This window comes from Halobacteriovorax sp. XZX-3 (assembly GCF_043196495.1).
Classification (GTDB): Bacteria; Bdellovibrionota; Bacteriovoracia; order Bacteriovoracales; family Bacteriovoracaceae; genus Halobacteriovorax_A.
Window position 1 is genome coordinate 1996428 of the sequence record NZ_JBEBMO010000001.1, and the last position, 25774, is coordinate 2022201.

Annotated in this window: 26 protein-coding genes, 1 tRNA gene and 1 other RNA gene; 27 read left to right on the forward strand and 1 reads right to left on the reverse strand. The window is 34.4% G+C overall.

All coding sequences use genetic code 11. From position 1 onward, the window contains the following. Positions 1-86 precede the first annotated feature (86 nt). The 15 genes from ABMA70_RS09605 to ABMA70_RS09675 all read left to right on the forward strand — a co-directional run bounded on the left by ABMA70_RS09605 (position 87) and on the right by ABMA70_RS09675 (position 11137). A tRNA-Arg gene (locus ABMA70_RS09605) sits at positions 87-163 on the forward strand. Positions 164-192: 29 nt separating this feature from the next. Further along, complete coding sequence (locus ABMA70_RS09610; protein ID WP_158246911.1) at positions 193-948, forward strand: ThiF family adenylyltransferase; 756 nt, start codon at positions 193-195, stop codon at positions 946-948. Between the two features lie 82 nt (positions 949-1030). Continuing rightward, positions 1031-1609 (forward strand): hypothetical protein, encoded by a 579-nt coding sequence (locus ABMA70_RS09615; RefSeq protein WP_392993881.1) that lies wholly within the window; start codon positions 1031-1033, stop codon positions 1607-1609. Next, positions 1599-2444 (forward strand): LPP20 family lipoprotein, encoded by an 846-nt coding sequence (locus ABMA70_RS09620; RefSeq protein ID WP_103218540.1) that lies wholly within the window; start codon positions 1599-1601, stop codon positions 2442-2444. The genes ABMA70_RS09615 and ABMA70_RS09620 overlap by 11 nt, the downstream gene beginning before the upstream one ends. 10 nt (positions 2445-2454) lie before the next feature. Beyond that, complete coding sequence (locus ABMA70_RS09625) at positions 2455-3060, forward strand: CsgG/HfaB family protein (RefSeq protein ID WP_103218539.1); 606 nt, start codon at positions 2455-2457, stop codon at positions 3058-3060. A gap of 4 nt (positions 3061-3064) precedes the next feature. Then, on the forward strand, positions 3065-4528 hold the full coding sequence (locus tag ABMA70_RS09630) for a hypothetical protein (RefSeq protein WP_392993877.1): 1464 nt from the start codon (positions 3065-3067) through the stop codon (positions 4526-4528). 23 nt (positions 4529-4551) lie between these two features. Then, a complete protein-coding gene (locus ABMA70_RS09635; RefSeq protein WP_392993875.1) occupies positions 4552-5280 on the forward strand; it encodes a PilZ domain-containing protein in 729 nt (242 codons plus the stop codon). Between the two features lie 23 nt (positions 5281-5303). Then, the gene (locus tag ABMA70_RS09640) at positions 5304-5759 is read left to right on the forward strand and encodes a nucleoside deaminase (protein ID WP_199177556.1); all 456 of its coding nucleotides are present in this window, start codon (positions 5304-5306) and stop codon (positions 5757-5759) included. Positions 5760-5805: 46 nt separating this feature from the next. Then, positions 5806-7074, forward strand: coding sequence for a hypothetical protein (locus ABMA70_RS09645; protein WP_146037880.1), 1269 nt, complete (start codon positions 5806-5808; stop codon positions 7072-7074). A gap of 43 nt (positions 7075-7117) precedes the next feature. Further along, positions 7118-7214: signal recognition particle sRNA small type (ffs, locus tag ABMA70_RS09650), an RNA gene on the forward strand. Positions 7215-7285: 71 nt separating this feature from the next. Further along, positions 7286-9097, forward strand: a complete 1812-nt coding sequence (dnaX, locus tag ABMA70_RS09655) for a DNA polymerase III subunit gamma/tau (RefSeq protein WP_392993871.1) — start codon at positions 7286-7288, stop codon at positions 9095-9097. A gap of 14 nt (positions 9098-9111) precedes the next feature. Further along, positions 9112-9426 (forward strand): YbaB/EbfC family nucleoid-associated protein, encoded by a 315-nt coding sequence (locus tag ABMA70_RS09660; RefSeq protein WP_103218533.1) that lies wholly within the window; start codon positions 9112-9114, stop codon positions 9424-9426. A 12-nt stretch (positions 9427-9438) separates the two neighbouring features. Then, positions 9439-10032, forward strand: a complete 594-nt coding sequence (gene recR, locus ABMA70_RS09665; protein ID WP_392993869.1) for a recombination mediator RecR — start codon at positions 9439-9441, stop codon at positions 10030-10032. A 9-nt stretch (positions 10033-10041) separates the two neighbouring features. Then, positions 10042-10533: a hypothetical protein gene (locus ABMA70_RS09670; RefSeq protein ID WP_103218531.1), complete on the forward strand. Its 492-nt coding sequence runs from the start codon at positions 10042-10044 to the stop codon at positions 10531-10533. A 10-nt stretch (positions 10534-10543) separates the two neighbouring features. Beyond that, positions 10544-11137 carry an ATP/GTP-binding protein gene (locus ABMA70_RS09675; protein ID WP_103218530.1) on the forward strand — a complete coding sequence of 198 codons (594 nt, stop codon included), beginning with the start codon at positions 10544-10546 and terminating at the stop codon, positions 11135-11137. On the opposite strand, the gene ABMA70_RS09680 is transcribed toward ABMA70_RS09675, so the two are convergent. Then, positions 11126-12352: a triacylglycerol lipase gene (locus ABMA70_RS09680; protein ID WP_103218529.1), complete on the reverse strand. Its 1227-nt coding sequence runs from the start codon at positions 12350-12352 to the stop codon at positions 11126-11128. The two genes, ABMA70_RS09675 and ABMA70_RS09680, sit on opposite strands and share 12 nt — an antisense overlap. Positions 12353-12497: 145 nt before the next feature. Between ABMA70_RS09680 and rsmH the strand changes: the two genes are divergently transcribed. The 12 genes from rsmH (at position 12498) to ABMA70_RS09740 (ending at position 25704) form a co-directional block, all read left to right on the forward strand. Beyond that, on the forward strand, positions 12498-13505 hold the full coding sequence (rsmH, locus tag ABMA70_RS09685; protein WP_103218528.1) for a 16S rRNA (cytosine(1402)-N(4))-methyltransferase RsmH: 1008 nt from the start codon (positions 12498-12500) through the stop codon (positions 13503-13505). A 17-nt stretch (positions 13506-13522) separates the two neighbouring features. Further along, positions 13523-13855, forward strand: a complete 333-nt coding sequence (locus tag ABMA70_RS09690; protein ID WP_103218527.1) for a hypothetical protein — start codon at positions 13523-13525, stop codon at positions 13853-13855. A 5-nt stretch (positions 13856-13860) separates the two neighbouring features. Then, positions 13861-15783: a penicillin-binding protein gene (locus ABMA70_RS09695; RefSeq protein ID WP_392993865.1), complete on the forward strand. Its 1923-nt coding sequence runs from the start codon at positions 13861-13863 to the stop codon at positions 15781-15783. Continuing rightward, positions 15776-17089 (forward strand): Mur ligase family protein, encoded by a 1314-nt coding sequence (locus ABMA70_RS09700; protein WP_392993862.1) that lies wholly within the window; start codon positions 15776-15778, stop codon positions 17087-17089. The genes ABMA70_RS09695 and ABMA70_RS09700 overlap by 8 nt, the downstream gene beginning before the upstream one ends. Further along, positions 17086-18396: a UDP-N-acetylmuramoyl-tripeptide--D-alanyl-D-alanine ligase gene (gene murF / locus ABMA70_RS09705; protein WP_392993860.1), complete on the forward strand. Its 1311-nt coding sequence runs from the start codon at positions 17086-17088 to the stop codon at positions 18394-18396. Before ABMA70_RS09700 ends, murF begins: the two co-directional genes overlap by 4 nt. A 25-nt stretch (positions 18397-18421) precedes the next feature. Further along, positions 18422-19498, forward strand: a complete 1077-nt coding sequence (gene mraY / locus ABMA70_RS09710; RefSeq protein WP_103218523.1) for a phospho-N-acetylmuramoyl-pentapeptide-transferase — start codon at positions 18422-18424, stop codon at positions 19496-19498. Positions 19499-19501: 3 nt separating this feature from the next. Beyond that, entirely contained in the window at positions 19502-20884 is a 1383-nt protein-coding gene (gene murD, locus ABMA70_RS09715; RefSeq protein WP_103218522.1) for a UDP-N-acetylmuramoyl-L-alanine--D-glutamate ligase, read from the forward strand. Positions 20885-20977: 93 nt separating this feature from the next. Further along, positions 20978-21445, forward strand: a complete 468-nt coding sequence (locus tag ABMA70_RS09720; RefSeq protein WP_392993857.1) for a hypothetical protein — start codon at positions 20978-20980, stop codon at positions 21443-21445. A gap of 62 nt (positions 21446-21507) precedes the next feature. Further along, positions 21508-22638: a putative lipid II flippase FtsW gene (gene ftsW / locus ABMA70_RS09725; RefSeq protein WP_103218520.1), complete on the forward strand. Its 1131-nt coding sequence runs from the start codon at positions 21508-21510 to the stop codon at positions 22636-22638. Between the two features lie 51 nt (positions 22639-22689). Then, complete coding sequence (gene murC / locus ABMA70_RS09730) at positions 22690-24066, forward strand: UDP-N-acetylmuramate--L-alanine ligase (RefSeq protein ID WP_103218519.1); 1377 nt, start codon at positions 22690-22692, stop codon at positions 24064-24066. After that, on the forward strand, positions 24059-24967 hold the full coding sequence (murB, locus tag ABMA70_RS09735; RefSeq protein WP_392993853.1) for a UDP-N-acetylmuramate dehydrogenase: 909 nt from the start codon (positions 24059-24061) through the stop codon (positions 24965-24967). Before murC ends, murB begins: the two co-directional genes overlap by 8 nt. Beyond that, entirely contained in the window at positions 24967-25704 is a 738-nt protein-coding gene (locus ABMA70_RS09740; RefSeq protein ID WP_392993851.1) for a hypothetical protein, read from the forward strand. The genes murB and ABMA70_RS09740 overlap by 1 nt, the downstream gene beginning before the upstream one ends. The last annotated feature ends 70 nt before the right edge of the window (positions 25705-25774 follow it).

Consider the following 25774-nt stretch of genomic DNA (forward strand, 5'->3'; position numbering starts at 1 on the left):
TTGGCCCTCTCTGACAAATTATTTCCCTGAATGCAAGAACGCATTGACAATATGAGCAGTTAGGGGCTATAAATACTTCTACATGCGCACTCGTAGCTCAGCTGGATAGAGTGTCTGACTACGGATCAGAAGGTCGCAGGTTCGACTCCTGCCGAGTGCGCCATGTTCTTAAGCACCTGTTTTTACAAGCCTATGTCAAATCACGAACAAAGATTTAATGGAATAGCCGCCCTACTGGGAACGGAAGCTTTTTCTGTTATTAAAGATTCACACTTTATGATTATTGGCCTTGGCGGAGTGGGGACTTGGTGTGTGGAATCTATCGCACGTCTCGGTGTTAATAAAATCACTTTAGTGGATCTTGATGATATCTGTGTTTCAAATACAAATCGTCAACTACATGCTCATGATGGAAATTATGGAAAGATGAAAGCTGATGCTCTTAAGGAGAGGATCGCTACTATTAATCCAGACTGTGAAGTCGTCTGCCATTATTGCTTTTTCAATGAAAAGAATATGGAAAAGATTTTTGCAGAATCACCATCAATTATTATTGATACAATTGATGCCCCTCGTGAGAAAGCAATTCTTATTAACGAATGCTATAAGCGTGAAGTCAAAATTGTAAGTTCTGGGGCCATTGGTGGCAAAGTTGATCCTACAATGATTACAGTCGCTGAGTTATCTAAAACAAAACAAGACATGCTTTATCGTAAAGTAAGGCAAGAGCTAAAAAAGAAACATCTTTATCCACTAGGCCGCTCAAAAGCAAAAGTTCAATGTGTATATTCACCAGAGCCTTCTAAGAAGATTAAAAAGTGCGAATTAGATAATACTTCAGCTGCACTAAAGCTTGATTGTGATGGTGGTCTAGGTACTGCAACATACATGACAGGAACAGTAGGCTTCTTACTCAGTCACATCGCCGTTAAGGAATTATTAAAATAATTTTTCATTGATTATATCTCAACGTAAAGTAAAATTAGTTGACTTAGAAAAGTCTACTAAGGCTATTTTTTCGGGAGATACCATGACAAAAATTTTATCATTCTTTTTAATATCAATTACTTTATTTTCTTGTTCCTCTGGTAAGAAGGCAAGAGAGTTTGAAATTGATTATAAAATCTTAAATGCTTCAAACAAAATTGAACCTGATTGGTTAGAAAGTACTGACAATTACAAAGGTGATAAAGACTATCATTACTTCTTATCTCAATCAGAAAATAGAAATAGAAGACTTTGTGTTAAGTCAGCAACAGCAAGATCGACAGCAGTAATTGCTTCTGAAATTTCTCAAGAAATTGCAAACGATTATACTGAAGTAACAAATCTTGATGAAGACTCTCAAGAGGTGAAAACATTTTCTGAAACTCTTACTCAATCAATTAGAACTAAAGTATCTGGTGTTAGAGTTAAGGAACAGTATTGGGAAAAGAGACAGAAAATGAAAGATGATAAGTTAATTGGTGATCCATACTATGCTTGTTATTCTTTAGTTGGCATTAAGGAAGAAACGCTACAAAGAGCGATTCGTTATGCTCAAGAAAAAGCTATTGCTGTTGCAAAAGATTCACACAAAGAAGAGCTGAGACAGAAATTTGAAGAATAAAATTTTATTACTATCACTTGTAAGTCTATATTCATTTGGACAAATAAAGTCTTGTCCAAAGGATTTTCTATGTGCGAAGACATGTGGCCTTAGTGAAAAAGAAGCTACGGAAGATGCACGAGTTGAAATAGCAAAAAATTTTCAAGTTAAAGTAAAAGCTAAGTTTACCTCAATAGAAAGTTCTAATGGCAAATTAGATGAAGGTGAATATTCTGATTTTGTAAGTGAAGAAGTTTCAGAGAATCTTTTTGGCGTTGAAATGATAGAATCCTTTGTCGATGAGGATTCATATTATTGTGTCCTGATGGGGTTGAACACGAAGAAGTTTATCTCTAAATTGAGAAGTGATATTTCAGATCTTAAGAAAGAAAATGAAGAGCTATATAATAGTGGTAATAATTTAGTTTTTTCTAAGATTAGGGCCAATAATAGCGTCATTAAAAAATTAGAATTATATATGATGACTTTAGTGGATAAATATAAATCTAATATTAAAAAATATGACTCTCGATCTAAGAAAGACATTACATTACATATTTATTCACAACCTAAGTTTGAAATAGTTGATAAATTGTTAATAAGTGAATTGAATAAGAATAATGTATTTTCTGGAAAAAGTGAGACACGTTTAAATATTGCGATAGCTCTTATCGACGAGTTTTTAAACGTTGATGGTTTCGTAAAGAAAACATTAGAAATTAATTTCAGAAAAGGAAAATTGAATATTACAAAAAGGTATACACAGACAGGCCGTTCTGAAAATGCAATTATCAAACAGGTTGTTGATGAACTTGCAGATGATATACCTGATATTTTTGTAGATTTAAAAATTTAATGGAGGATATATGAAAAAGATTTTAACGCTAACAATGCTTTTCGCACTAGCTTCTTGTGGGGGATTTCAAGCAGAACGTGTTTCAGGTGATACTTCAGATGAGAAGTCATTAGAAATTACAGATGCATGGGTTACTCGAGACACTGAAAACTCAGTTGAAACAGTAATTCAAAAAATGAAACAACATAAAGGTTTTAAAAATTATTTATTAAAGCTAGGTCGTCGTCCAAAGGTGTTTGTTGCTGAATTTAGTAATCAAACTGCTGAGCCATACTTTCCTTCAGATGACATTTCAGATGAATTCTTAACTCAGTTAAGTGAGTCAGGTGAGTATATTTTAATTGATGCGTCTGCGCGTGAAGCTCTTTTAAAAGAAATTCAATATCAAAATGACGGTATGGTAAGTCCTGCAGAAGCTAAAAAAATTGGTAATGCAGCTGGTGCTGATATTATGATTTTTGGTAATGTAAGAATGCAACCACGCTCTAGAAGTGGAAAAACTCTAAAAGAGTATACGATGAATATTCGAATGACTGATATCTCAAGAGGTGTTGAAGTTATGAGAACAAGAACCCGTGTAAATAAATACTCTGAGAAATCTAAAGTAGGTTGGTAATTAGTTGAAGCAAGCCTATTTTAATAGAATTCTTATTCTTTCATTCCTTATTTTATTTGTCTCATGTGCAGCCAGAAAAGTAAGGAATGAAGGAGATTTAATTTCTTCTTTATATTCTAAGAATGACTACAAGTCAGTTGTTGAAAAAATCAATAAAGGTGAAGTCTATAAAAGAGATGAGGATCGTTTTTTAAAACAGGCCGAGCTTGGAATTGCTTTCTTTAATTTAAAAGATTATGACAATGCTCTTATTCATCTGAACAATGCTAAAGAAATTGCAAATGATCTCTATAAAATTAGTATCTCTAATAAAGTAGAATCTCTATTCATTGGTGAAGCTACAGATATTTATTACCCAAATCAATTTGAGCAAGCCAATATTAGATTTTATGAAATCCTTGCTCACTATATGAAAAGCAAAGAAGTTGATTCTGATAATAAAAGAAGGTTTCATCAACAGGCAATGGTTTCAACGTTAAGAGATTGGAGTGCCTATATTGAAAATTTCAAAGCCCAAAATAGAGGTCGTGCAGTCTATAAAGGATCAACCTTTATCGATCTCATGGGTATTGTTGTTCATGATACTTATGATAGAGCAAAGGATCGATCAATTGTTAACAATTTCAAAATGATTGGAAAAAAAGATTTAGTACAACAGATGGGTCTTTATCCAAGTTTTAATTCCTCTTATAAGAAATATCAGGAAGACTACAAGAAACTTCACTTAGTTTCTCAAGATGAATTATCGAAATATATAACTGAGACGCAAACTTATAAGCGTACACAAGATTTTTTCAATAGTAAGAAATCGTTTAATACTTATCTTATCATTATGAATGGACATGTAATTAAAAAGACTGCCAAGGTATATGATTTTCCTCTTGGTTTGCCTGTAGGAGTTTATATTTCTAATAATGAAGGAATGGACGATTTTGTCTCTTTCTCTTTAAAAATGCTTGCTCTTACAAGAGGAGCAGAACCAAAAATTTACTTTGAACTTCCTAAAATAGATTCAAAAGATATATCTACGCCTAAAAAGATTAATATTAAAAACTCAAAGGGTGAAGAACTAGATAATGGTGAATTGATCCTCATGGCAAATACGTCGGAAGTCTTAAGTAGTTCTCTTAAGAATGATGTCGCATTATTAGAAGCCAAGGTTGGTGCAAGGCTTGCCGCCAAACATATTGCGCTTCTTACTTCTGCTTATCAAACATATCGTAGTCTCTATAACAACGGTAGCTTGATTGCTTACTTATCAGCTAGTGCAGCATATGCAGCCGGAAATCGAGCAATACAAGAATCTGAATTGGCAGACCTACGATCTTGGTATGGTATTTATGATCATATTTACATGTATCCTTTGAATTTGGCCCCTGGTGAATATGAACTTCAGATTGATGGCAAAGGCTATAAATTTACTCGTGAAAAAGGAGCTAAGCAAATAGTTCCACTAATTATCAAATAATCCTATTTTGTTAAAATAGAACAATGTTAATAAGTATAAGTAAGCTATCGATCAAAAGTGATTTTAATAAAGTTCAGGCGTTATTTTCGCTACACATGTTTTTATTCTTCTTAGCGAAAGGATATGAATTCTTCAAATTCCAATTTAACTTTATTGCCTTATTTGGAATAATTTTTTCTGTAATTTTATATAGACTCTATTATCGCATGCAAAAAAATGTTCACTATTCTTTTTGGACATTAAGTGTCGTCGTAGGACTATTTATTATTTTTTATATTTTAAGATCCCTATACTACTACAATGATTTTTCACTATTCTTTCTTTATACAATGTCATTGATGCTATTAGGTGTGCTCTGCTTTTCTTTATATACACCTGTTTTCTATCCTGTCATTGGTTGGTGGGAATACGATTTTAGATACCGTAATGACTTAAAGACTAAAGTATATTGCGATGACTTAGATGGGATTGAAGGAAGGTTAGTAGACTTACGACGTAAAGCAGGTGGATTAACTTTATTTGATGATTTGAAAATTGGTCAAAAGCTTGAAATCGAGCCATTCACAACAAGCATTGATGGACGCTTAAGTGTTGAGGTGGTATCTAAGAGACAACATTCAATTGGTAGGCCATATACTTACGGGGTAAGGTTCCACAATACCGATGAAGATTCTCGTCGTCGATACGGCGAATTAGAGAAGTACTGGAACTTTGAGCGAAAAGCTAAGAAAGACAAAAAATTTAAATCATGAATATTAAATCTCACATATGGAATATGAATTTGGCACTTGAAGAAGCGGAAATAGCTTTCAAGGCCGGAGAAGTGCCTGTTGGAGCAATTATTGTTGATGAAAATGATAATGTCATTGCCAGGGCCCATAATCTAAAAGAGCAGCAAAAAGATACAACAGCGCATGCTGAAATAATTGCCATTAAAGAAGCAAGTGAAAAAATGGGGGATTGGAGATTACTTAATTGTACTATCTATATAACTCTTGAACCTTGTCCGATGTGTCTCTATGCGATTTTACAGGCACGTTTCAAAAATGTTGTCTTCGGTGCTTATGATCAAAAAGCTGGTTCTGTATCACTTGGCTATAGCTTTCAAAAAGATAAAAGATTTAATCATAAATTTTCTATCATCGGTGGTGTCGAGCACTTTAAATGCTCGAAAGTATTATCGGATTTCTTTAAATTACGTCGAAAAACTTATCGAAAGCGTCAAAGTTAAATCTCTAGTATTTACATTCTGACGTTATTTATCGAACATATAACATATGTTTAAATTTTTCTTACCTGCAACATTCGCACTTTCGTGCATGGCAAATTCAATGTATTTTGAGGTTGATTCAATCAATCTTAATAGAGCAATTGGAAGTGATTTTCTTGGTGGAAAGGCCCATGCTAGAGATGTTTATATTAAGTATGATGCAGTGGAATTTGATTTAGCTGAAAATGGGGAATTATTTTTAGTTGATACTTTCTTATTTAATAACAGAATCAATTTCAAAAAAGATAATTTGAACCTAACAACACATCTACCTCAGTTTACAGAAATTGATTTTCTTAACATGATCTATGCAAAGGAAGCGAAAATTGAATTTGCGCAGTCTGGATTCTTTGCTAATGGACCTCAGTTAAGCATTGGTGCTGATCAATTCCTTTTTGATATCAAAGATGTTGATATTAAATGTCAGAGTGATGAGTTTACATTTAAGCTTGATGAGATTTGCTTGAAAGATATGCATATCAAACCTCTTGAAGGTAAGGAATTTGCAATTGTCGAAATTAAGCAAAATAGTACGAGTCAATCGAATGTAAACATTAGAGGAAAAGAAGTTGCCTTTACTGAAGATAGCATAGTCATTGACGCTCAAAGCGCTACGGGTAATTTATTAAATAGCTCGATCAACTTTAAGAATATTAATATTAACTGTTATAAAGATCCTAATATTAATGCTTTTAATATTGATTTAATTTTTGCTGGCTGCCTAGAAGAGTCACGAATTGCCGGGAAAGAGATTAAGTTATTAAGAGAAGGAATGCCGTTTAATGTTTTTGATGGCCAAGTATATTTTGAGAGAGAACACCTTGGTCTAATTGCTAACCAGCTAGAGGCAAGAACAAAGAAAGGTGAGTTCACTTTCACAAAAATAGAAGCTCGATGTGTGAAGATTGAGCCAACAGATAAAGAAGTTGATGCAGTCTCTATTTATGAAGGCTGTCTGAGAAGATCTGATTTCAGTATTCAAAAGATTAGTGAAGATAAGGCCGAGTCAGATAAGAATCGTATCCGTGATTTGAAAATCACTGTTGCAAATGGTCATTTTAGTATGAAGGCCAAGTTGAAATCTGTTTTCACATTTAATTTTAAGGCCGCTGGTAAATTGGATGTCCATCCTGATCAACGAGAAGTACGTATTAAAGTTGATAGGGCCCGTGTTGCTGGTATGACAGCAACAAAATTCGTTTTAAAATTTGTTATGAAGTTCATTAATTCCGACTCAGTGAGTCTGAAAGGTGAGACGATTATCATTAAATACTAGCTTTCATTGACATCGTGCTAAGATAAATATTATATTCAAGGACGGTAGCCGGTCAGACAAATGCAGCGGGGCTAACTCCGCCAGGTCGGGAACGAAGCAACGGTAACCTTTGTTGCATTGTGTTTGTATCGGCTGCCCCTTTCCAATACCTATAATTTTTCCTATAGTTAACAAGTAAAATTTTTAAAATCATATAAAGTGATGGTGCTCAATGTCATATCAGGTCTTGGCCAGAAAATATCGTCCTGCAAAATTTCAAGATTTTGTTGGGCAAGAACATATTGTTAAAACTTTAGTTAATTCTTTAAGAGAAGATCGACTTGGTCATGCGTATATTTTTTCTGGTACTCGTGGAATTGGTAAGACAACAATAGCAAGAATTTTTGCAAAAGCATTAAGATGTGAAGCTCGTGATGAAAACCAAAATCCATGTGGTGAATGTAATGCATGTCATGATTTTGATTCTGCAGCTTCGATGAATGTAATTGAAATCGATGGTGCATCTAATAATAGTGTTGATGATGTTAGAGAGTTAATTAGTAATATTTCTTATCTTCCTTCTAGTGGAAAATATAAAGTTTATATTATTGATGAAGTTCACATGCTTTCTAATAGTGCTTTCAATGCACTTTTAAAAACATTAGAAGAACCACCAGAACATGCCATATTTTTAATGGCAACGACAGAGCCTGAAAAGTTACTTGGAACTGTTCTTTCAAGATGTCAGCGCTTTGATTTTGTTAATGCAACAGTTGAGGAATTAAAGTCTCACATTGTTAATATTGCAAAACTTGAAAATATTACTTTTGCTAATTCAGAGTTAATTGAAACACTTGCAAAATTAGGGAACGGATCTTTTAGAGATACTCTTTCTCTATTTGATCAAGTTTTAAGTTTCTCTTACGGCCAAGATATTAATGAAGATATTTTTGCTCAAGCCTTAGGGATAGCAAAACTTAGCTCAATTAAAACACTAATTGATTCAACTCTTTCTGGTAATGTAGAAGAGTTAACAAATATGTTTAGTGCATTGATTTCACAGAATATCTCACTTCAAAATATTGTGAAATCAATTCTTGAAAACCTTTTTTCAATCGTTATTGCTAAAGATTTCAATGATAGATCACGAGTTTTATCAAAAGTTGATGGTGAAATTTTTGATAAAACGACACGAGCAGAGCTTTACTGGGTTTATGAGACACTTGCTAAAGATTTTACTTGGACGCTTGAATCAATCATCCCAACAGATGCAACTCTGCTTGCGATGAGAAAAGTAGCATTAAGACATCAAATTATTGCAGATACCCAAGTGGAGGATACTGCGGGAAAGCCTAAGGCCCAAGTTGTGGCCCAAGCTGATGAAGTAAATACTAGTGAAGTTCAAACACAGCCACAACCACAACCAGAAAAAATTGAAGTTATAGAATCTGAGGCTGAAATAATAGTTGAAGAGCCTAAAGTTGAAGAAGTTACAAAACCTCATAAGATTATTTTTGATGATCCTATAGAACCAGTAGAACAATCAACTGAAGAAGTCGTTGAAGCCGAAGAAATTAATGAAGTTTCGGCCGTTGAGGAAGTTGTTATTGAAGGTCCAAGAACATGGGATGGATTTCTTGCTTACTTGGCAAAGACATCACCAGTAATGGGTGCCAACATGGAACAAGGTAACTTAATTGGCGATCTTGTTGTTCAGCTCGAAAAGGTATCACTTCTTATTGGTTATCCTATTGGCGCAAAAGTTTTTTACGATCATATGAATAATCAGGAAACACTTGAAAAAGTAAGAGAGCATCTTAGAAGTTATTTTCAAGTTCAGGATATCGATCTTTCTATTGAATTAGTTGAAAAGAAAAAAGCAGAAGAGACAGACTTTAAATCAAAGTTTGAAATTAATATAGAAAATGAAAATATTGAAAAGCAAAATCAAAGAAAGGAAATTGAAGGTGATGAAATGCTTCAATTGGCCAGTTCAATATTTAATTCTAAAATTGATAAAATTATCTTAAATGAAGATGAATAAAATCGGAGAATAAAATGGCAAAGGGAATGCAAGGCCTAATGAAACAGGCTCAACAAATGCAGCAAAAAATTAGTACACTTCAAAAAGAACTTGAAAAGCGTGAGCTTGAAGTATCTTCAGGTGGTGGAGCTATTAAAATTACAATTACTGGTAAGCAAGAAATTCAAGCTATCAAAATTGATCCTGAAGCAGTAGATCCGAATGATGTTGAAACTCTTGAAGATCTTGTTTTAACTGCTGTTAACCAGGCTATTAAAGAGTCTCAAGATATGGTTTCGAATGCAATGAGTAAGGTAACTGGCGGTCTAAACATTCCAGGACTTTTCTAAGGCTATAACTTAATGAAACTACCTGAAAGAATTAATAATCTTGTTGATTCATTTTCTAAAGTACCTGGTATCGGTGAGAAGAGTGCTCTAAGACATGTTCTCAGCCTAGCTAAGTGGACTAAAGAAGAGTTAGGCGACTTTGCAATCGCACTAAATGAATTAGCAGAATTAAAAAAATGTAATCAATGTGGCGTTTTTGCGGATGAAGATATCTGTGCAGTTTGTAGTGATATTCATCGTAAAGAATCAACAGAGATTTGTGTTGTTGAGTCTATTACAGATTATATGGCCATTGAAAGAAGTGGCCAATACCGCGGATTGTATCATGTTCTAGGTGGAGTACTTAATCCTCTGCTTGGAGTTGGTCCAGCGGAACTGAATATTGATAAGCTTAAAAAGCGTGTTGATGAGTTAAAAATCAAATCAGTGGTTCTTGCTATTGGTCCTTCTGTTGAAGGGGACGCTACTTGTAGTTACATAAAATCAGTACTTTCAGACGAAGTTAATGTTGATAGAATTGGCTTCGGGATTCCTATGGGAGGGAATCTCGACTACTTAGATACAATGACTATATCTAAGGCATTAGAAAATAAAACCAAAATGTAAGGAAGGTTTATGGATAACATTGAAGTCGTTATTCAAGAGTTTTTTAGAGAATATAGTGGACTAGATTCTCTTGTAAATAGTGGATTGATTGTCTGTCGACAAGATGGAATACCACTTTATTCATTTAAAAGCGTTGAAACTGATTTCGATAGTGATACTGCTGGTGCACTAATTGCTGGTGTATGGCAGGCAAGTTCAGTTCTTTCTCAATTTATCCCTGAAGAAACACAAGATGAATTTAGATTTAATTATGCGACTTCATCAAAAGGGATTTATATAACAAAGCTCTCAGGACTTTTCGATGATATTTATCTAAGCCTTATCTATTTTGATGTCGATAATCCGGCCAAGTTAAAATCAAGAATTAGAAGTATTGAATCGAAGCTTCCAGAATTTATTGAAGCACACTTATCAGGGGATAGTGATCCAAATGAGGTTTTTCTATTTGATGATATTAGTGATAACGAAGTCGATGACCTCTTTGCAGGCGTTTTAGGATAACGGGGGCCAGATGTCTTTTGTAAATTACAATACGAAGGAAATTAATTGTAAGATCGTTTATTACGGGCCAGGTCTTGGCGGTAAGACAACGAATATCCAATACATATATCAGAAAACTGCTGGTGGAAATAAAGGTGAGATGGTTTCTCTCGATTCTGAAAATGAGAGAACAATCTTCTTTGATTTCCTACCACTTGATTTAGGTGAAATAAGAGGATTTAAAACTCGTTTTCACTTATATACAGTTCCTGGTCAAGTTTTCTATGAATCTTCACGTAAGTTAATTCTTCGTGGCGTTGATGGTGTGATCTTTGTAGCAGATTCTCAACTAGAGAGAATGGAAGCTAATATTGAATCATTAAAAAGTCTTGAAGCGAATCTAACTGAACAGGGTTACGATATTGATCAAATTCCAATTGTTTTTCAATGGAATAAGAGAGATCTACCAAACGTAACACCAGTAGAAGATATGAATCAAACACTTAATGCCGATGAGAGGCCAGCATTTGATGCTGTTGCAGTTAAGGGTGTGGGTGTTTTCGAAACCCTAAAAGTAATGTCAAAATTAGTACTAATGAATTTAAAGGGCGGCTTAAAAGAGTAGCCCTTTATATTTTAAAAAGTGAATATGAGCTTCGATTAGTGCCTCTTGGCAGTAGAAAGATGATCTTCTCCCAATGAGGTGGTGGCCATCAAGGATACCTAGCTTAATTCCTCGTTCAAAGTAGTAGGGAAATAAAGAACTTTCCGTATCAACAACTCCGTCATTGTCATTTTTACTTCTAATGAACATTTTCATTAACATCATCCATAGATGACTCTCGTACCACTTTGAAGAAAATCCAATCGATGTATAAAATAAATTTGGATTTAGTTTTTCGTGATTATTTCTCATCCATGGCCTTCGAAAAGTTGAAGAGAGAGATTTTTGCATTTCTTTTGCTAAAATATCTTTTTTACCATCAATGAGTTGATAGAGTTTTGAATCAGAGAAATTATGAATAAGATTCAGCGTTTTAATAAATTTCTTATTAAATGAATTTGATCCCAAGATAGGAGAAGCAATTGTAGAAAGTCCTATAATCGAGTCTTGTTCTTTACTATATTCTGTTAAGTAATGAAGAGAGTCTAGTCCACCTTTAGAAAATGCCACTAACCACAACTTTTCATCTGGATGTTCACTTACATATTGAGAGATTTGATCACGCAGTGACTTAGAGTTTTTTAAGCAATTATCAAAACCGTTAACTTCTGGAGTATAATACTTAATATTATAATTCATTTTCAGGTGCTGACATGCTCTCTCGAATGAAGGAGTAGAGAATAACTCATTGAATACTCCTGGAACTAGAACAATAGTAATATCCGTCTTTGGCTCGTCTAGGTTAGAAATATATGTCGGATGATACTTTGCATATTCTACTTCGTTGTAGATTATTTTAAAGATTTCTTCATCTGTAAGTTCTATTGGTTTACGTGCCTTTAAATCGTTGAAGAAACGATAATTGACCTTATCAAAATCAAATTTATTATCAAAGCTTTTGAAGTTAGTCAGTGAATGAATATAACGAGCAGTTGAAAAGCTAATCCAAGCACTTGAGGTAACAAGATTTCGCATAAGCTTAAGTGCTTCATTAGGTGAGAGATTATTCTTAACTAAATTAAATCTTTCAAGTAGATCTGATTTAGTTAATTCTTTTGCAGAGTTTAAGAAGCTTTTAGAATAATTTTTTCTAGCGTTATATGCGTTAACACGATTCTTAAAATCTAAAACTTTTGATTCAATATATTTATTTAAAATTAAATCAGTATCTCTCATAGTTCTTTTAAATTCCTTGCGCTAGATGTAAAATTTTGGCATTGGTAGTGTATACAAGTCAAATAAATGAAAGATAATAAAAGTTTGTTCACTTTTTTTTCGTGTAAATTGTAACTGCTAACTAGTTGTAAAATAAGGTTATTTAATGGTTGATGAATATAAAGAGCACTATTCGGTCTTAAAAAAAGAATGTCTCGACTATCTTTATTTAGATAGTGAAGAACATGATCAATTACTTTTTGCTGATTGCACATTTGGGGCCGGAGGCCACTCACTAGCAATTGTAAAAAGAGATATTAAGGCCAAGTTAATTTCTTTCGACCAAGATCCTGATGCGTTAAAAAATGGACGTGAATTAATTAAGAAAAACGGTGTTGAGGACAGACTCTTCTTACACGATTCAAACTTTTGTCATTTTGAAAATATTGTCATGGGCAACCATGCTGATCTCGTAAAAGAAAATGGCGGACTCAATGGTGTCCTTCTTGATTTAGGTGTTTCTTCTCACCATTTTGATGAAGGCTCACGTGGTTTTTCTTTTCGTGTTGATGCGCCGCTTGATATGCGAATGGATTACGATAACGACAGTATTCAAACCGCTAAAGATATTATCAATCGATACTCTGCCCAAGACTTAGCAAATCTTTTTAGAGATTATGGTGAGGAAAAATACGCTTGGAGAATCGCTGAACGAATTGTCCTTGAAAGGGACAAGAATGGCCCGATTAATACAACATTTCAGTTAGCAGAATTGATTAAAGATTGTTATCCGAAGAAATTACAATTTGGTCGTATCCATCCAGCAACAAAATGTTTTCAAGCGTTAAGAATCGAAGTTAATCGCGAGCTTGATGTAATAACCGATGTAATTAATCAGGTGCTACCATTATTAAAGATTGGTGGTAGAATATTAATTATAAGTTTTCATTCATTAGAAGATAGAATAGTGAAGAAACTTTTTAAAGATTATGAAAAAAATGGACTTGGAGAAATGCTTTTTGAAAATGAAGTTAAAAAGCCAATTATCCCAAGTGATGAAGAGATTGCTGAAAACTCTCGATCAAGAAGTGCTAAGCTTAGAATTCTTAAAAGAGTCGTGAGTAAGAAATCGAAGAATAAATACGAAAAGTTTTCAAAGATTGAAAATGAGTAACAATAGGAGATTGTTAAATGGCCTCAAGGATGAGTCGAACAAAATCTAAGAGTGATGGTATTGGATCAAAGCTAAAAGGAATAGTTTTAAGTTCACAAGGTTTACCAATTGTTCTTAGTTTAGTTGTGATTACAGTTTTATTTGTTCTTTTTAGAATGAAAGGGATAGAGCTGAACTATGAAATCGCAACAGTTAAAAAAGAAGTAGAGAGAATTAAAGTTGAGGGCAAAGAGTTGAAAGCTAAAAAAGCTAGACTTCTATCTGTATCGAATTTAAGAAAGATGGCCCGTAACTATAACTTAGCACAGCCGAAGCAGCATCAAATTATTGTTGTTCCAGCTAAGAAGTAAATATAGTGAGTGATAATAATTTAAAGAACAGATTAAAAGTTATATACGTAATTTTCACAATTGCATTTGTTGCTATACTTGTGAAAGCATTTCGTATTCAAGTAGTCGATCGCGGACATTTATTATCACAATCTAAGAAGCAGTTCTTTAGAGAGAGAAAAGTCTTTCCTAGACGTGGCCATATTTATGATCGTAATGGAAATCCTCTTGCTATCAATATTAGAACATATTCTATCTTCACAATTCCTAAGAATATTTCAGATAAGAAAGTTTATGAAAAATTGAAGGCCATTCTACCTGAAATGGAATTAGAGGGCATAGCTGAGAAAGCTCTTGAGAGAAATCGTTTTACTTGGATTACTAGAAAATCTAAGTTAACAGAAGAGCAGGTTGCCGCGATTAAAAAACTTAAGGGTATTTATATTGAAGAGATACCAAAGAGGATTTATCCAAACCATGAGTTAGCTGCTCAAACACTAGGTTTTGTTGGATTAGACAATAATGGGCTTGCTGGTATTGAGCACAGATTTGATAAAGAACTTAGAGGTGAGCCACAAATTATTAAATACTTTAAGGATAATAAAGGTCGTCCAGTAAGATATGTAAGTCAAAATATCCCAACGGAAAGAGCAAACGATGTTTATCTTTCGATCGATAAAGAAGTTCAAGCGGTTGCTGAAAAGGCCATTAAAGAAGCCGTAGAGAATGTTGATGCGAAACGTGGCGGTGTTGGTGTAATGGATGCCGAAACAGGTGAAATCATTGCAATGGCCAATTATCCTACATTTGATCCTAATGATGTTGGTGACTCAAAAAGTAGTGATCGTAAATTGGCGTTTATTAGTGATCCGTTTGAACCTGGTTCAACACTTAAAGTACTAACATTAGCTTCTGCCTTAGAAAATAAGGTTGTTCGTCCCGATACTAATTACTACTGCGAACAAGGCCGTTTAAAAGTTGAAGATCATATTATTAAAGAAGCTGAATCAAGAAAGAAATTTGAATGGCTTTCTGTCGAAGAAATTCTTATGTATTCATCTAATATTGGAACAACTAAAATTGCCTTTGATTTAACATTTCCAAAATTAAAGAAAACTCTAAATGAATTCAAAATAGGTGAGAAGACAGGAATTGAACTTCCTGCTGAGTCACGTGGAATTTTTACAGACGATAAAAATGTATCGCCTCTATCATTAAGTAATATCAGTTTCGGACAAGGCGTTGCTACAACTGGAATTCAAATGCTTGCAGCCTTTGCAGCAATTTCAAATGATGGTGTTTATGTTCAACCTACAATTTTAAAAGTTGATGACCCGAAGAAAGTTAAGTCAAAAAGAGTTCTACCACCAGAGATTGCAAAATCCATAACAGATATGATGGTAAATACTGTTGAGAGAGGAACTGCGAGAAAAGGAAAAATTCCTTATTTTAAAATTGCTGCAAAAACATCAACAGCACAAAGAGCTGATAATAACGGCCGTTATACTGGTTATATTCCTGGATTTCTAGGCTTTCCAGTAGGAGTTAAGAAGAAGTTTGTCGTTTACTCATATGTTGATAAACCAGCGCGTGGTAAATCATATTATGGAAACTCTGTCGCAGGACCGGTCTTTAGAAAAGTAACTGAATACCTACTTTACAAAAATAAAGAATTTGAAGGTCTAGCTGAGAATGAAGCTTATAAGAACGATATTGCATTCGACTCTGTAAAGAGGGTTCAATCAGCTAAGCGCTATACTGGACGTGGCACAGTTCCAAATTTTGTGGGCCTTGATAAAAAGTCTGCAATGGCACTGGCGCAAAAGTTAGAAATCGACTTAAGTCATATCGGAGTTGGTGTTGTTAGGGAACAATCACCTGAAGCCGGAAGTACTCGCGATGGAGAAGTCATTGTAAAGCTTAAGTACGCACCACCAACATATGAATAAATTAATCTCAAAATATAAAATAATATTAAAAGGTCTAAGCGACTTAACTGCCAATCTTGATCAAGCAAAACCTTGTGATATTGCTTTTTATCGTATTCATGACAATGAAAAGGCTATGGCCCTTTTTCGTGAGCGTTATCAAAAAGGAAGTGCAGGACTTGTTATAACAAATAGAGAAGTCTCAGATATTACAACTCTCGTAGTAGATGATAATGATTTTTATAAATTACAAGAAGAGCTTGTAGAAGAGCTATATCCTATAAATCGTGAAGTGAAGTTAATTGGTATTACTGGGACGAATGGAAAATCTTCGGTTGCTCATTTGTGCCAGTTAATTTTGAATGCAAATAATTTAGATGCTTGTTGTATTGGTACTGTAGGTGTCGTTAAAAATGAAAGTGAAATCATGGAGAGCTTATCAGCTACTACACCTTCTTTCATTGACCTACGAAGAATAATTTTCAAGTTAAAAAATATTACTTACTTTTGTTTAGAAGTTAGTTCTCACGCATTAGAGCAAGAGCGTGTTAAGAAAATGAAGTTTGATTCGATAGGTTGGACTAATTTTACTCAAGATCACCTCGACTATCATGGAACAATGGAATCTTACTTTAATGCCAAAGCAAAACTTGCTAAGTATTGTGATACAAGCTTTATCATACCGCGCTCACAAAAAAATGAGTTCCAAGATAAGTTAGATTTTGATTTAGCCCCAGAGACTAAGAATTTATATGGTGAGGAATTTAACCTCAGCTATAACATAGATAACTTAGAGCTTGCCTTTGCTCTATGTGAAAGAGCTTGCGGTATTAAGTTAAATAAAAATATAAAGCTATCTTTACCAAAAGGAAGATTTAATCTTTTTAGAAAAGGCGATAGTGTATTTATTGTCGATTACGCACATACTCCAGATGCTATTGTAAATATTTGTCGTGAAACAAAAAAGCATTTTGCCTCTTATGACATTATTACTCTTTTTGGTTGTGGTGGCGATCGCGATCGTACAAAACGTCCAAAGATGCTTGCAGCAGCACTTGAGTTTAGTGACAAGGTTGTCGTTACAAGTGATAACCCAAGAACTGAAGAACCTGCAGATATTATTAATGATATTCTTGAGGGCAATGAAAGCGAAGTCGATGTTGTTGTTGATCGAAAAGAAGCAATTCATAAATATGTAAGAGAATATAAACGTCCTACTGCAGTGATTATTGCAGGTAAGGGACATGAAGAGTATCAGGACATTAAGGGTGTAAAACACCACTTTAGTGATATAGAAGAAGTAAAGAGTGCATTAGGTGAATTATGATAATTTCAGATTTTAATAAAATCACTGGTCTAGTGAAAAAGATTGGTAAGGATTTAGATAGTGAAATTCTTCTATCAACTGACTCGCGTATGCCTAATGGAAAAAATACATTTGTAGCTCTAAAAGGTGAGCGCTTTGATGCATATGACTTTATAGAGGATGCCATTAAAAATGGCGCGAAATCGATTGTTCTAACTTATTCGCTTGAGAGAGAAGAACAAATTAAAACTCTTTCAAATAAATACACTGAGACATGTTTCTTTCTTGTTAATGACAGCCTTTCATTTCTCCAAGAAGCTGCAAAATATAGAATTACTGAATGGAAGAGTAATGGAGGTTTTGTTTTTGGACTAACTGGTTCAAATGGAAAGACAACGACAAAGGAATTATTGTTTTCCTTAACAAAATCTATTCTTCATGATGCAGTTATTTGTACTCAGGGAAATTTAAATAATCATATAGGAGTGCCACTCACAATATTCTCAATTAAAGATGATCACAAATTTGCGATTGTTGAGATGGGAACAAATCATTTTGGTGAGATTGAAGTTCTTTGTGAAATAGCTCAACCTGATTATGGTTATATAACAAATGTTGGCCATGCCCACACAGAATTCCTTATTGATCTTGATGGAGTATTGAAAGAGAAGTCTGCTCTTTATCGTTGGGTAAAAGATCATGGGAAGAAATTCTTCTTAAATATGGAAGATGAAAAACTAGCAACACTTGCAATTACTGATAAGATTATTCCTGTTTCTTCAGATAATGTATGTGAGTTTGAAAGTGAGTTTATTAAGGAATCATACAATCGCTGGAATGTTCAAGCTGCCTGTTTTATTTTAGAAAATATTTTTTCATTAAGTTTATTTCATGAACTTAAAAAACTGAGGCTGCCAGAAAATAAAAGAGCACAGTGGATTAATGTTAATGATTCAAAAATATATTTAGATGCATACAATGCAAATCCAACTTCTATGAAGTTAGCGATCACAGAGTTTGCAAAACAAGTTCCATCTCAAAAAAATGTTATCTTTGTAATTGGTGACATGAATGAGTTGGGGGATAAGACCCAAGAGCATCATGAAGAAATAGCAGAGCTCTTAAATGATTTAAAGATTAAGGATGCTATCTTTATTGGACGATTTTCAGAATTTTATGCAAATAGATATAGCGGCGAGTCTAAAACGTTTAAAAATCTTGATGATTTCATCCCAAATTGGCCATCAGTATTAAATTCGTACGATTATATTTTTTTAAAAGCTTCTCGTTCTTTACAACTAGAGAGGCTAATAGATATAACTATGTAATATAATTTAAAAACCAGGTGATTACATGCTGTATCATTTCCTCTATCCCTTAAGGGATGAATTCTTCGCATTTAATATTTTTAAATACATCACATTTAGAACAGTTGTGGCCTTCTTGCTCGCGACAGTTATCTCAGTTATTTGGGGTAAGTACTTTATCGGCTTCATGCAACGAAAGCAGTTTGGACAAGTGATTCGTGATGATGGACCAGAGTCTCACTTAAAAAAGGCCGGAACTCCAACAATGGGTGGTGTTTTTATCTTGGGTACGATTCTGTTGACTCTGTTAATAACTGGTAATTTTAATTCTCTTCCAGTTCTTATCACTTGTGGTGTTACAGCATCATATTTTGTTCTTGGCTTTATTGATGATTATGCAAAGATCTCTAAAGGAAATACAAAAGGTGTTTCGGCCAGAGGTAAGCTTATATGGCAATTTGCAACAGCGCTTATTGCAGTATTTGCAATGGTCCATTTTAATGTCATTGATACACAACTATTCGTTCCTTTTGTTAAGGGGCCAGTTTTTAATTTGATGAGTTTCTTTGTTATCTTTGGTGCCATCGTTATTGTTGGCTCGAGTAACGCCGTTAATTTAACGGATGGTCTAGATGGTTTGGCCATCGGTCCAATTATCACATCTGCAGCAACTCTTGGCTTTATTGCTTATGCAACAGGTCACAGAGAGATCGCATCATACCTTTTTGTGCCGTACGTTGAAAATGTTGGTGAATTAGCTGTCATTGGTGCTGCAATCGTCGGTGCAGGCGTTGGATTTTTATGGTATAACACATACCCAGCTCAGATTTTTATGGGTGACGTGGGGTCCCTTGCCTTAGGTGGTACACTAGGGACAATGGCCGTACTGACAAGAAGTGAATTACTTTTTGTTATTATTGGTGGTGTTTTTGTTGCCGAAGCAGTTTCGGTAATTTTACAGGTTGCTTCTTATAAAACTCGCAAGAAGAGAATTTTTAAGATGGCGCCGATACATCATCACTTTGAGCTGCTCGGTTGGGCCGAGCCAAAAGTAATTGTTAGATTTTGGATTATAAGTATATTTTTAGCGATTCTAGCAATCGCAACTTTGAAGATGAGGTAATTAATGGATAGATTTAGAAACAAGAATATTCTAATCGTAGGTATTGGAAAAACTGGTTTCAGACTCATAAACTTCTTTAATCGTCTTGAATGTAATATTCGAGTAACAGATATTAAACCTATCTTCGATCTCAATAAAGCAGTTAAGAAACTTCGTAAGATTAAGCCAGCAGTTGAAATGACTTTTGGTGAACACCTTGACGATGACTTTATTAATGCAGACGTTGTTGTGTACTCTGGATCGGTTGATCCGAATATGCCACAACTTGAGCTTGCAAGACGTGAAGGTAAAGAGGTTTACTCAGAATTCGCTCTTGGTAATAAGCTTTGCCGTAAGCCAATCATCGCTGTTTGTGGATCTCATGGTCGTACAACTGTAGCACACATGATTGGATTTACTCTAAGACAAGATGGAAAGAATGTATTCGTTGGTGGAACAAGTGAAAGTCCATTCATTGAGTATTCAATGCTTCCAAACAAAGATGAAATCGATTACGTAGTTGTTGAAGTTTCAGCAGTACAAATGAGACGTCTAACAGACTTCCACCCTAAGATGGTTGTCTTTACTGATATCGCAGATACTTACCCACAAGGACAATTCACGTCGATGGGTGAGTACATGGAAACAAAACTAAGTATCATTAAGACTTTATCTCCTGATGACACTTTAATTGTTAACTTCGATAAGCTTGCAAATAATAGCTTCTTTAGAAATGCAAATTGCCAAACTTATTGGTACTCGAGAAGGTCATTCGTTAAGCTTGGTGTAATGGAAGAGATTCAAGGAACGCACTTCCACGATCGTCGTATCCATTCAAATATCAATTACCACTCAGAATTTGTTGTTAAGAAAATGAGAATCATTGGTCAAAACAACCGTGAAAACTTACTAGCTGCTATCACTGCATGTAAGGCACTAGACCTTTCTGATGAAGCAATTCAAACATGTGTAACAAAATTCCCAGGAATTCCACACAGAATTGAATTCTTAATGGAAAAGAACGGTGTATCTTTCTATAACGATTCAAAAGCTACTGATATGAGAACACTAGTTGAGACAACTAAGGCGTTTAAAACTCCTGTTATCTTAATTGCTGGTGGGAAAGACATTGAAGAACTTGAGTATGAAGCATTCACTGATGAGCTAATCCAAACGACAAGAATCATTGTTCTAGTTGGTGAGGCAAAAGAAAGAATGAACCGTGCTCTTGGTGAGCACCCACAAACTTTCATTGTTGGATCTTTTGAAGAGTCTGTTCTATTTGCTTATCAAAAGTCGAGAACTGGTGACACGATTATTCTTTCACCAGGTAACCCTGCTACGGATTTCTTTAGAGATTACGAAGAGCGTGGGAACTACTTCAAAAAACTTGTTTATCAATTGTAATTTTTTGAAATAATAATTATAGAAATGCCTGCTTTATGCAGGCATTTTTTTTATGCCTAATACAGAACAAGTTTTAAGTCATATGATCTCGTCATGAAGGTTCTGTTATTTTTTATTTTTGTTTCTATTTTTACTACTCAAATCAAAGCTAATCCAAATTATGTAAAAGTTTGTGAAAATCTAGTTGATAAGCGCTTAACAAAGTACAATCAATTTCGTTTTAAAAAACAATGCTCGCAAATTACAACAAAGTATCAGTACCAATGCTTAACAGATATTTTAGACAATCGAAGGGCCTTAAGCCTAGTTGAGTTTAATGCTTGTACATATGTGAAGAGCGCAGAGACTTATGCAAGTATTCGTGAAGTGGCCAAGTATTACCACAGTAGTGTGAATAGTTTTCACGTAACAGTAGCGGCATTAGTTAAAAATAAAAAAGAAAGAGAGTGCGTTTTAAGTATCATTCAAAGAGAAGGTCTGGATCCATTCAACGCCTATACTTGTTTTGATGAGCGTGGATTTGATTCAATAAGACAATTTGCTCAGATGTACATCAAGTAATCTAACGCACGGTTTCTTATATTTATACTGCATCGAATTCAAAATTCATATATTATGAATATATGAACACTCTTGAAAACACGGATCGTTTTGGAAAACTCTTTTTAATTATCACATCAATTATCGTTGGTGTTGGTATTGTCATGGTTTACTCTTCATCTTATATGTTTTCAAAAGAAGTTTACGGTACAAGTCTTCACTTCTTTTCAAGACAAATACTTTTTGCACTAGTAGGCGTAGCAATGGCCTATGTTGTCGCAAAGACGAAGTATCAATTTTGGATTAAGTTTTCATTTCACTTAAATCTTGTGGTCGCTTTTCTATTAGTTCTAACTTTTATTCCTGGATTAGGGGTTGTTGCAAAAGGTGCCAACCGATGGATCAATTTAGGATTTGGATCTCTTCAGCCTGGAGAGCTTGCAAAGTACACAATCCTTATGATGTCTCTTTTCTTTTTTGAAAATTATGAAAAGCTAAATTTAAAGAATCGACTAAAGTACGTTGCAAATATAGGCTTAGTCTTATTACTACTTCTTTTACAACCAGATTTTGGTACATTTTTTATTTGTGCTTTAGGAATGGGTTTTTCTTGTTTCATTTCAAACTTCAATAGAAAGTACTTTTATATCATGGGCGTAACAGGCACGATTCTCTCGGCGCTAATTCTCGTTGCTCAGCCTTATCGTGTTAAGCGTTTAATGGCATTTCTTGATCCTTGGGCCAATCCAAGAGGAAGTGGTTTTCAGGTAATTCAATCATGGATTGGGTTTGCTAATGGTGGCTTTTTTGGAAAGGGAATTGGCAATAGTTTGGAGAAATTATTTTTTCTTCCAGAAGCACATAACGACTTTATTTTCTCAGTTATTGGTGAAGAATTTGGTTTCTTAGGGGTTCTAGGTTTTGTCGTACTTTTCATTGCCTTTACTCATATTGGTTTTAAGCTTGCCTTAACTTTAAAAGACGACATCGCTAAGAAAATGGTCATGTCCATTATTTTTATCATTGGTGTTCAAGCATGTTTAAATATGGGTGTGGTTTTAGGACTTCTTCCAACTAAAGGCTTAAACCTTCCTTTTGTTAGTTATGGAGGCTCATCTCTAATGAGTAATCTAATTGCAATCGGTGTAATCTTCTCTTGTGTGTCACGTCAACGATCGATATCAAATGAGAAGCCGTTTTTTTCTCAACAATAGCCAATATATGCGCTAAATTTAGAAGAAGTAATCTTGTGAAAAGGAACAAGTATGAATATTAATATTCAAAATATTAGCGTGCATTTTATTGGAATTGGTGGAATTGGTATGAGCGGTATCGCTGAAATTCTACTAAGCCTTGGCTATAAAGTAACAGGTTCAGATATTAGTGAATCAGCAAATGTTGCAAGACTTAGAAGTCTAGGAGCTGAAGTATTTATCGGACACAAGCGTGAGAATATCACACCGGATACTACTGTGGTGGTTTACTCATCTGCTGTTAACGAAACAAATCCAGAAATGCAGATGGCGCGTGAAAAACAAATTCCTATTATGAGAAGAGCTGAGATGTTAGCTGAACTTATGAGACTTAAAAGAGGAATCGCAATTGCTGGTACTCATGGCAAGACGACGACAACAAGTTTTTTAGCGACGATCTTACAGGCCAGTAACTATGAGCCAACATATATAATTGGTGGTATTGTTTCCAATCTTGCTGGTCATGCAAAAGTTGGTACTGGTGAGTATCTTGTTGCAGAAGCGGACGAATCAGATGGATCATTTCTTATGCTAAATCCAATTATGTCTGTCGTAACAAACATCGATCTTGATCACATGGATCACTATGGAAGTGAAGATGTATTAATGGATAGCTTTGAAGAATTTATTAATAAAGTTCCATTCTATGGCCTTTCTTCTTTAAATGCAGATGACAAGAGACTAATGAGTCTCGTGCCAAAGGTTAAAAAACCTATTGTTACTTTTGGAATTGAAAAAGAAGCAGATTACAGGGCCGTCGATATTAAAATGTCTGACCTTTGCTCTGAGTTTGATCTTATTGTTGAGTCGCAAAATCTTGGACGTTTCACAATTAATCTTCCAGGTAAGCACAATGTTCAAAATGCTCTAGGGGCTATCTCTATTGCACATAAAATGGGAGTTCCTGTCGACATGATTAGAAGCTCAATTCGAAGCTTTGAAAATGTAGGGCGTCGTTTCCAGTTATTATATAAAACAGATGAAGTGGAAATCTTAGATGATTATGGTCATCATCCAACAGAAATTGCTAACACTCTAAATACTTTAAAAGAAATTAGATCACATAAGAAGATTGCGATCTTTGAACCGCACCGTTTTTCAAGAACTAAAGACTGTTGGAATGAATTCCTACATTGCTTTAATGATGTTGATGAATTGTATATGTGTCCAATATATCCGGCCAGTGAAAGTCCTATCCCAGGAATTACTTCAGAAAGATTAGTTGAAGATATTAATCGTCTTCACCCTGGACTTGCAAAGAATATTGAGCTTAAAGATTTAGATACAATTATTAAGTCTAATAAGAATTCGACAATTATGACTTTGGGAGCTGGTTCTATTGGCCGTGTGATTAGAGAATGGGTTTTAGATAACGATCGCAATGAATAAGATTGAAGATATCCTAAGTAATATTCAAAATATTGAAGTTGAGATAGATAAAGATCTATCAAAATATTCAACGATGAGACTTCAGTCTAAAGGTGACCTAATTACTGTAAAGGATTTGGTTGCCCTTAAAGAAGTTGTAAGAACACTTACATCTAAAAATATAACTTATATGCTTTTAGGTCTTGGTGCTAACCAACTTTTAAATGAGAGAATTGTAAATCCAATAATTAATTTAGACTTTGATTATGATCGTGCGATTTTTAATCAATATAGAGAAAGTTATATTCTTCCTGCGTCAGTGAAGTTATCAAGCTTAACTTCTCATGCCTCAAAATTTGGTAACAAAGGATGGGAGGTTATAACAGGGATACCTGCAACTCTTGGTGGGGCCGTATTTATGAATGCTGGCACAGGCCTTGGCTGGATTAGTGAAATCATCGCCTGCGTTTGGTATATTGATAAAGAGGGGAATGAGTATCTTCATGAGGTAACGAAAGATAGTTTTTCTTATCGTCAAAACAACTTTCTAAAGCCAGGTGATGTTGTTTATAAAGTCGAGCTAGTTGCTAATGGGCAAGATAAATACCTTGGAGAAAAGATTCGTAACTACTTACTAATGAGAAATAAGTCACAGCCATTAAAGGAAAAAACTTGTGGAAGTGTCTTTAAAAATATCGTTGGAGATAAGCGAACTTGCACTGCAGGACAATTTATTGATATACTTAATTTGAAAGGATTACAGGTTGGTGACGTACGAGTAAGTAATCTCCATGGGAATTTTATGGAGAATTTCGATAAAGCCACGGCCAGCGATGTAAAAGAACTTATTAAAATTGTTCAGGATGAGCTTTACCTCAATTACGGTTTAAAGTTTGAGCCTGAAGTCAGGATAGATGTTTAATGAAAAAAGCTATTTCAATTATTTCTTTTCTTCTTTTGAGTGGATCTGCATTAGCAGTCTCTCAACCTATGGAGAAGATTAAATATAAGACAGCTTTTGGTAAATGTCCTTCACGTGCTGCTGGAACACTTACACTGAAACTAGTGAAAGACTTTGAAAAGAATCGTTCTTTAAGAAGTATGAAGAATCTTATTGCAGCAGATAAATTGAAAGAAAAACATTTCTTATCAGATTACGCTATTAAGTATGATCCAATGGAAGGAATGCTAAACTTTATCTACGAATGTCCATCCCCATTAATGAAAGTTCAAATCTATAAAGAAAATGGGATGGAGTCTTATGAAGCAATTCTTGTTGAAAATGGTCAACTATTTGATCCTACTTATGAGATACTTCTAAGAACTGAAAAAAAATTAAATTATGCTCTACCATACCTTGCTATCCCAGTAGGGGAAATGGATAAGACTGTTCAGAAAAATATCACTCGTATTATTGCAGATCTTGATCTTGTTTTTAGAAAGTTAATTTCTGAAGTTATCATTAGTGATGATAAAGAGTTAACGATGATTCTTTCAATTAAAGGAAAGCCTTCGAGCGTCTTTATGGGTAAAGATGAATGGCCTCTTAAAGTTGAAAAGTTGACTCAAATCATTGGTTATATGAACAAGAAAAAGAAAATTCCATCTGTGATAAATATTACAAATTCCAAAAAAGTTGTTGTCAAGTTCAACGACTAATTCTAAAATTTCATTATATGCGGTAAAAATTGCCGTTAGATTTCTTTATTAACAGAATGATTCTGTAAGA

Bases quoted from the DNA above. Each gene is read 5' to 3' on its own strand.
- ABMA70_RS09610 (WP_158246911.1), top strand. From the start codon at position 193: ATGTCAAATCACGAACAAAGATTTAATGGAATAGCCGCCCTACTGGGA.
- ABMA70_RS09615 (WP_392993881.1), top strand. From the start codon at position 1,031: ATGACAAAAATTTTATCATTCTTTTTAATATCAATTACTTTATTTTCT.
- ABMA70_RS09625 (WP_103218539.1), top strand. From the start codon at position 2,455: ATGAAAAAGATTTTAACGCTAACAATGCTTTTCGCACTAGCTTCTTGT.
- ABMA70_RS09635 (WP_392993875.1), top strand. From the start codon at position 4,552: ATGTTAATAAGTATAAGTAAGCTATCGATCAAAAGTGATTTTAATAAA.
- ABMA70_RS09640 (WP_199177556.1), top strand. From the start codon at position 5,304: ATGAATTTGGCACTTGAAGAAGCGGAAATAGCTTTCAAGGCCGGAGAA.
- ABMA70_RS09645 (WP_146037880.1), top strand. From the start codon at position 5,806: ATGTTTAAATTTTTCTTACCTGCAACATTCGCACTTTCGTGCATGGCA.
- dnaX (WP_392993871.1), top strand. From the start codon at position 7,286: ATGTCATATCAGGTCTTGGCCAGAAAATATCGTCCTGCAAAATTTCAA.
- ABMA70_RS09660 (WP_103218533.1), top strand. From the start codon at position 9,112: ATGGCAAAGGGAATGCAAGGCCTAATGAAACAGGCTCAACAAATGCAG.
- recR (WP_392993869.1), top strand. From the start codon at position 9,439: ATGAAACTACCTGAAAGAATTAATAATCTTGTTGATTCATTTTCTAAA.
- ABMA70_RS09670 (WP_103218531.1), top strand. From the start codon at position 10,042: ATGGATAACATTGAAGTCGTTATTCAAGAGTTTTTTAGAGAATATAGT.
- ABMA70_RS09675 (WP_103218530.1), top strand. From the start codon at position 10,544: ATGTCTTTTGTAAATTACAATACGAAGGAAATTAATTGTAAGATCGTT.
- ABMA70_RS09680 (WP_103218529.1), bottom strand. From the start codon at position 12,352: ATGAGAGATACTGATTTAATTTTAAATAAATATATTGAATCAAAAGTT.
- rsmH (WP_103218528.1), top strand. From the start codon at position 12,498: ATGGTTGATGAATATAAAGAGCACTATTCGGTCTTAAAAAAAGAATGT.
- ABMA70_RS09690 (WP_103218527.1), top strand. From the start codon at position 13,523: ATGGCCTCAAGGATGAGTCGAACAAAATCTAAGAGTGATGGTATTGGA.
- ABMA70_RS09700 (WP_392993862.1), top strand. From the start codon at position 15,776: ATGAATAAATTAATCTCAAAATATAAAATAATATTAAAAGGTCTAAGC.
- murF (WP_392993860.1), top strand. From the start codon at position 17,086: ATGATAATTTCAGATTTTAATAAAATCACTGGTCTAGTGAAAAAGATT.
- mraY (WP_103218523.1), top strand. From the start codon at position 18,422: ATGCTGTATCATTTCCTCTATCCCTTAAGGGATGAATTCTTCGCATTT.
- murD (WP_103218522.1), top strand. From the start codon at position 19,502: ATGGATAGATTTAGAAACAAGAATATTCTAATCGTAGGTATTGGAAAA.
- ABMA70_RS09720 (WP_392993857.1), top strand. From the start codon at position 20,978: ATGAAGGTTCTGTTATTTTTTATTTTTGTTTCTATTTTTACTACTCAA.
- ftsW (WP_103218520.1), top strand. From the start codon at position 21,508: ATGAACACTCTTGAAAACACGGATCGTTTTGGAAAACTCTTTTTAATT.
- murC (WP_103218519.1), top strand. From the start codon at position 22,690: ATGAATATTAATATTCAAAATATTAGCGTGCATTTTATTGGAATTGGT.
- murB (WP_392993853.1), top strand. From the start codon at position 24,059: ATGAATAAGATTGAAGATATCCTAAGTAATATTCAAAATATTGAAGTT.
- ABMA70_RS09740 (WP_392993851.1), top strand. From the start codon at position 24,967: ATGAAAAAAGCTATTTCAATTATTTCTTTTCTTCTTTTGAGTGGATCT.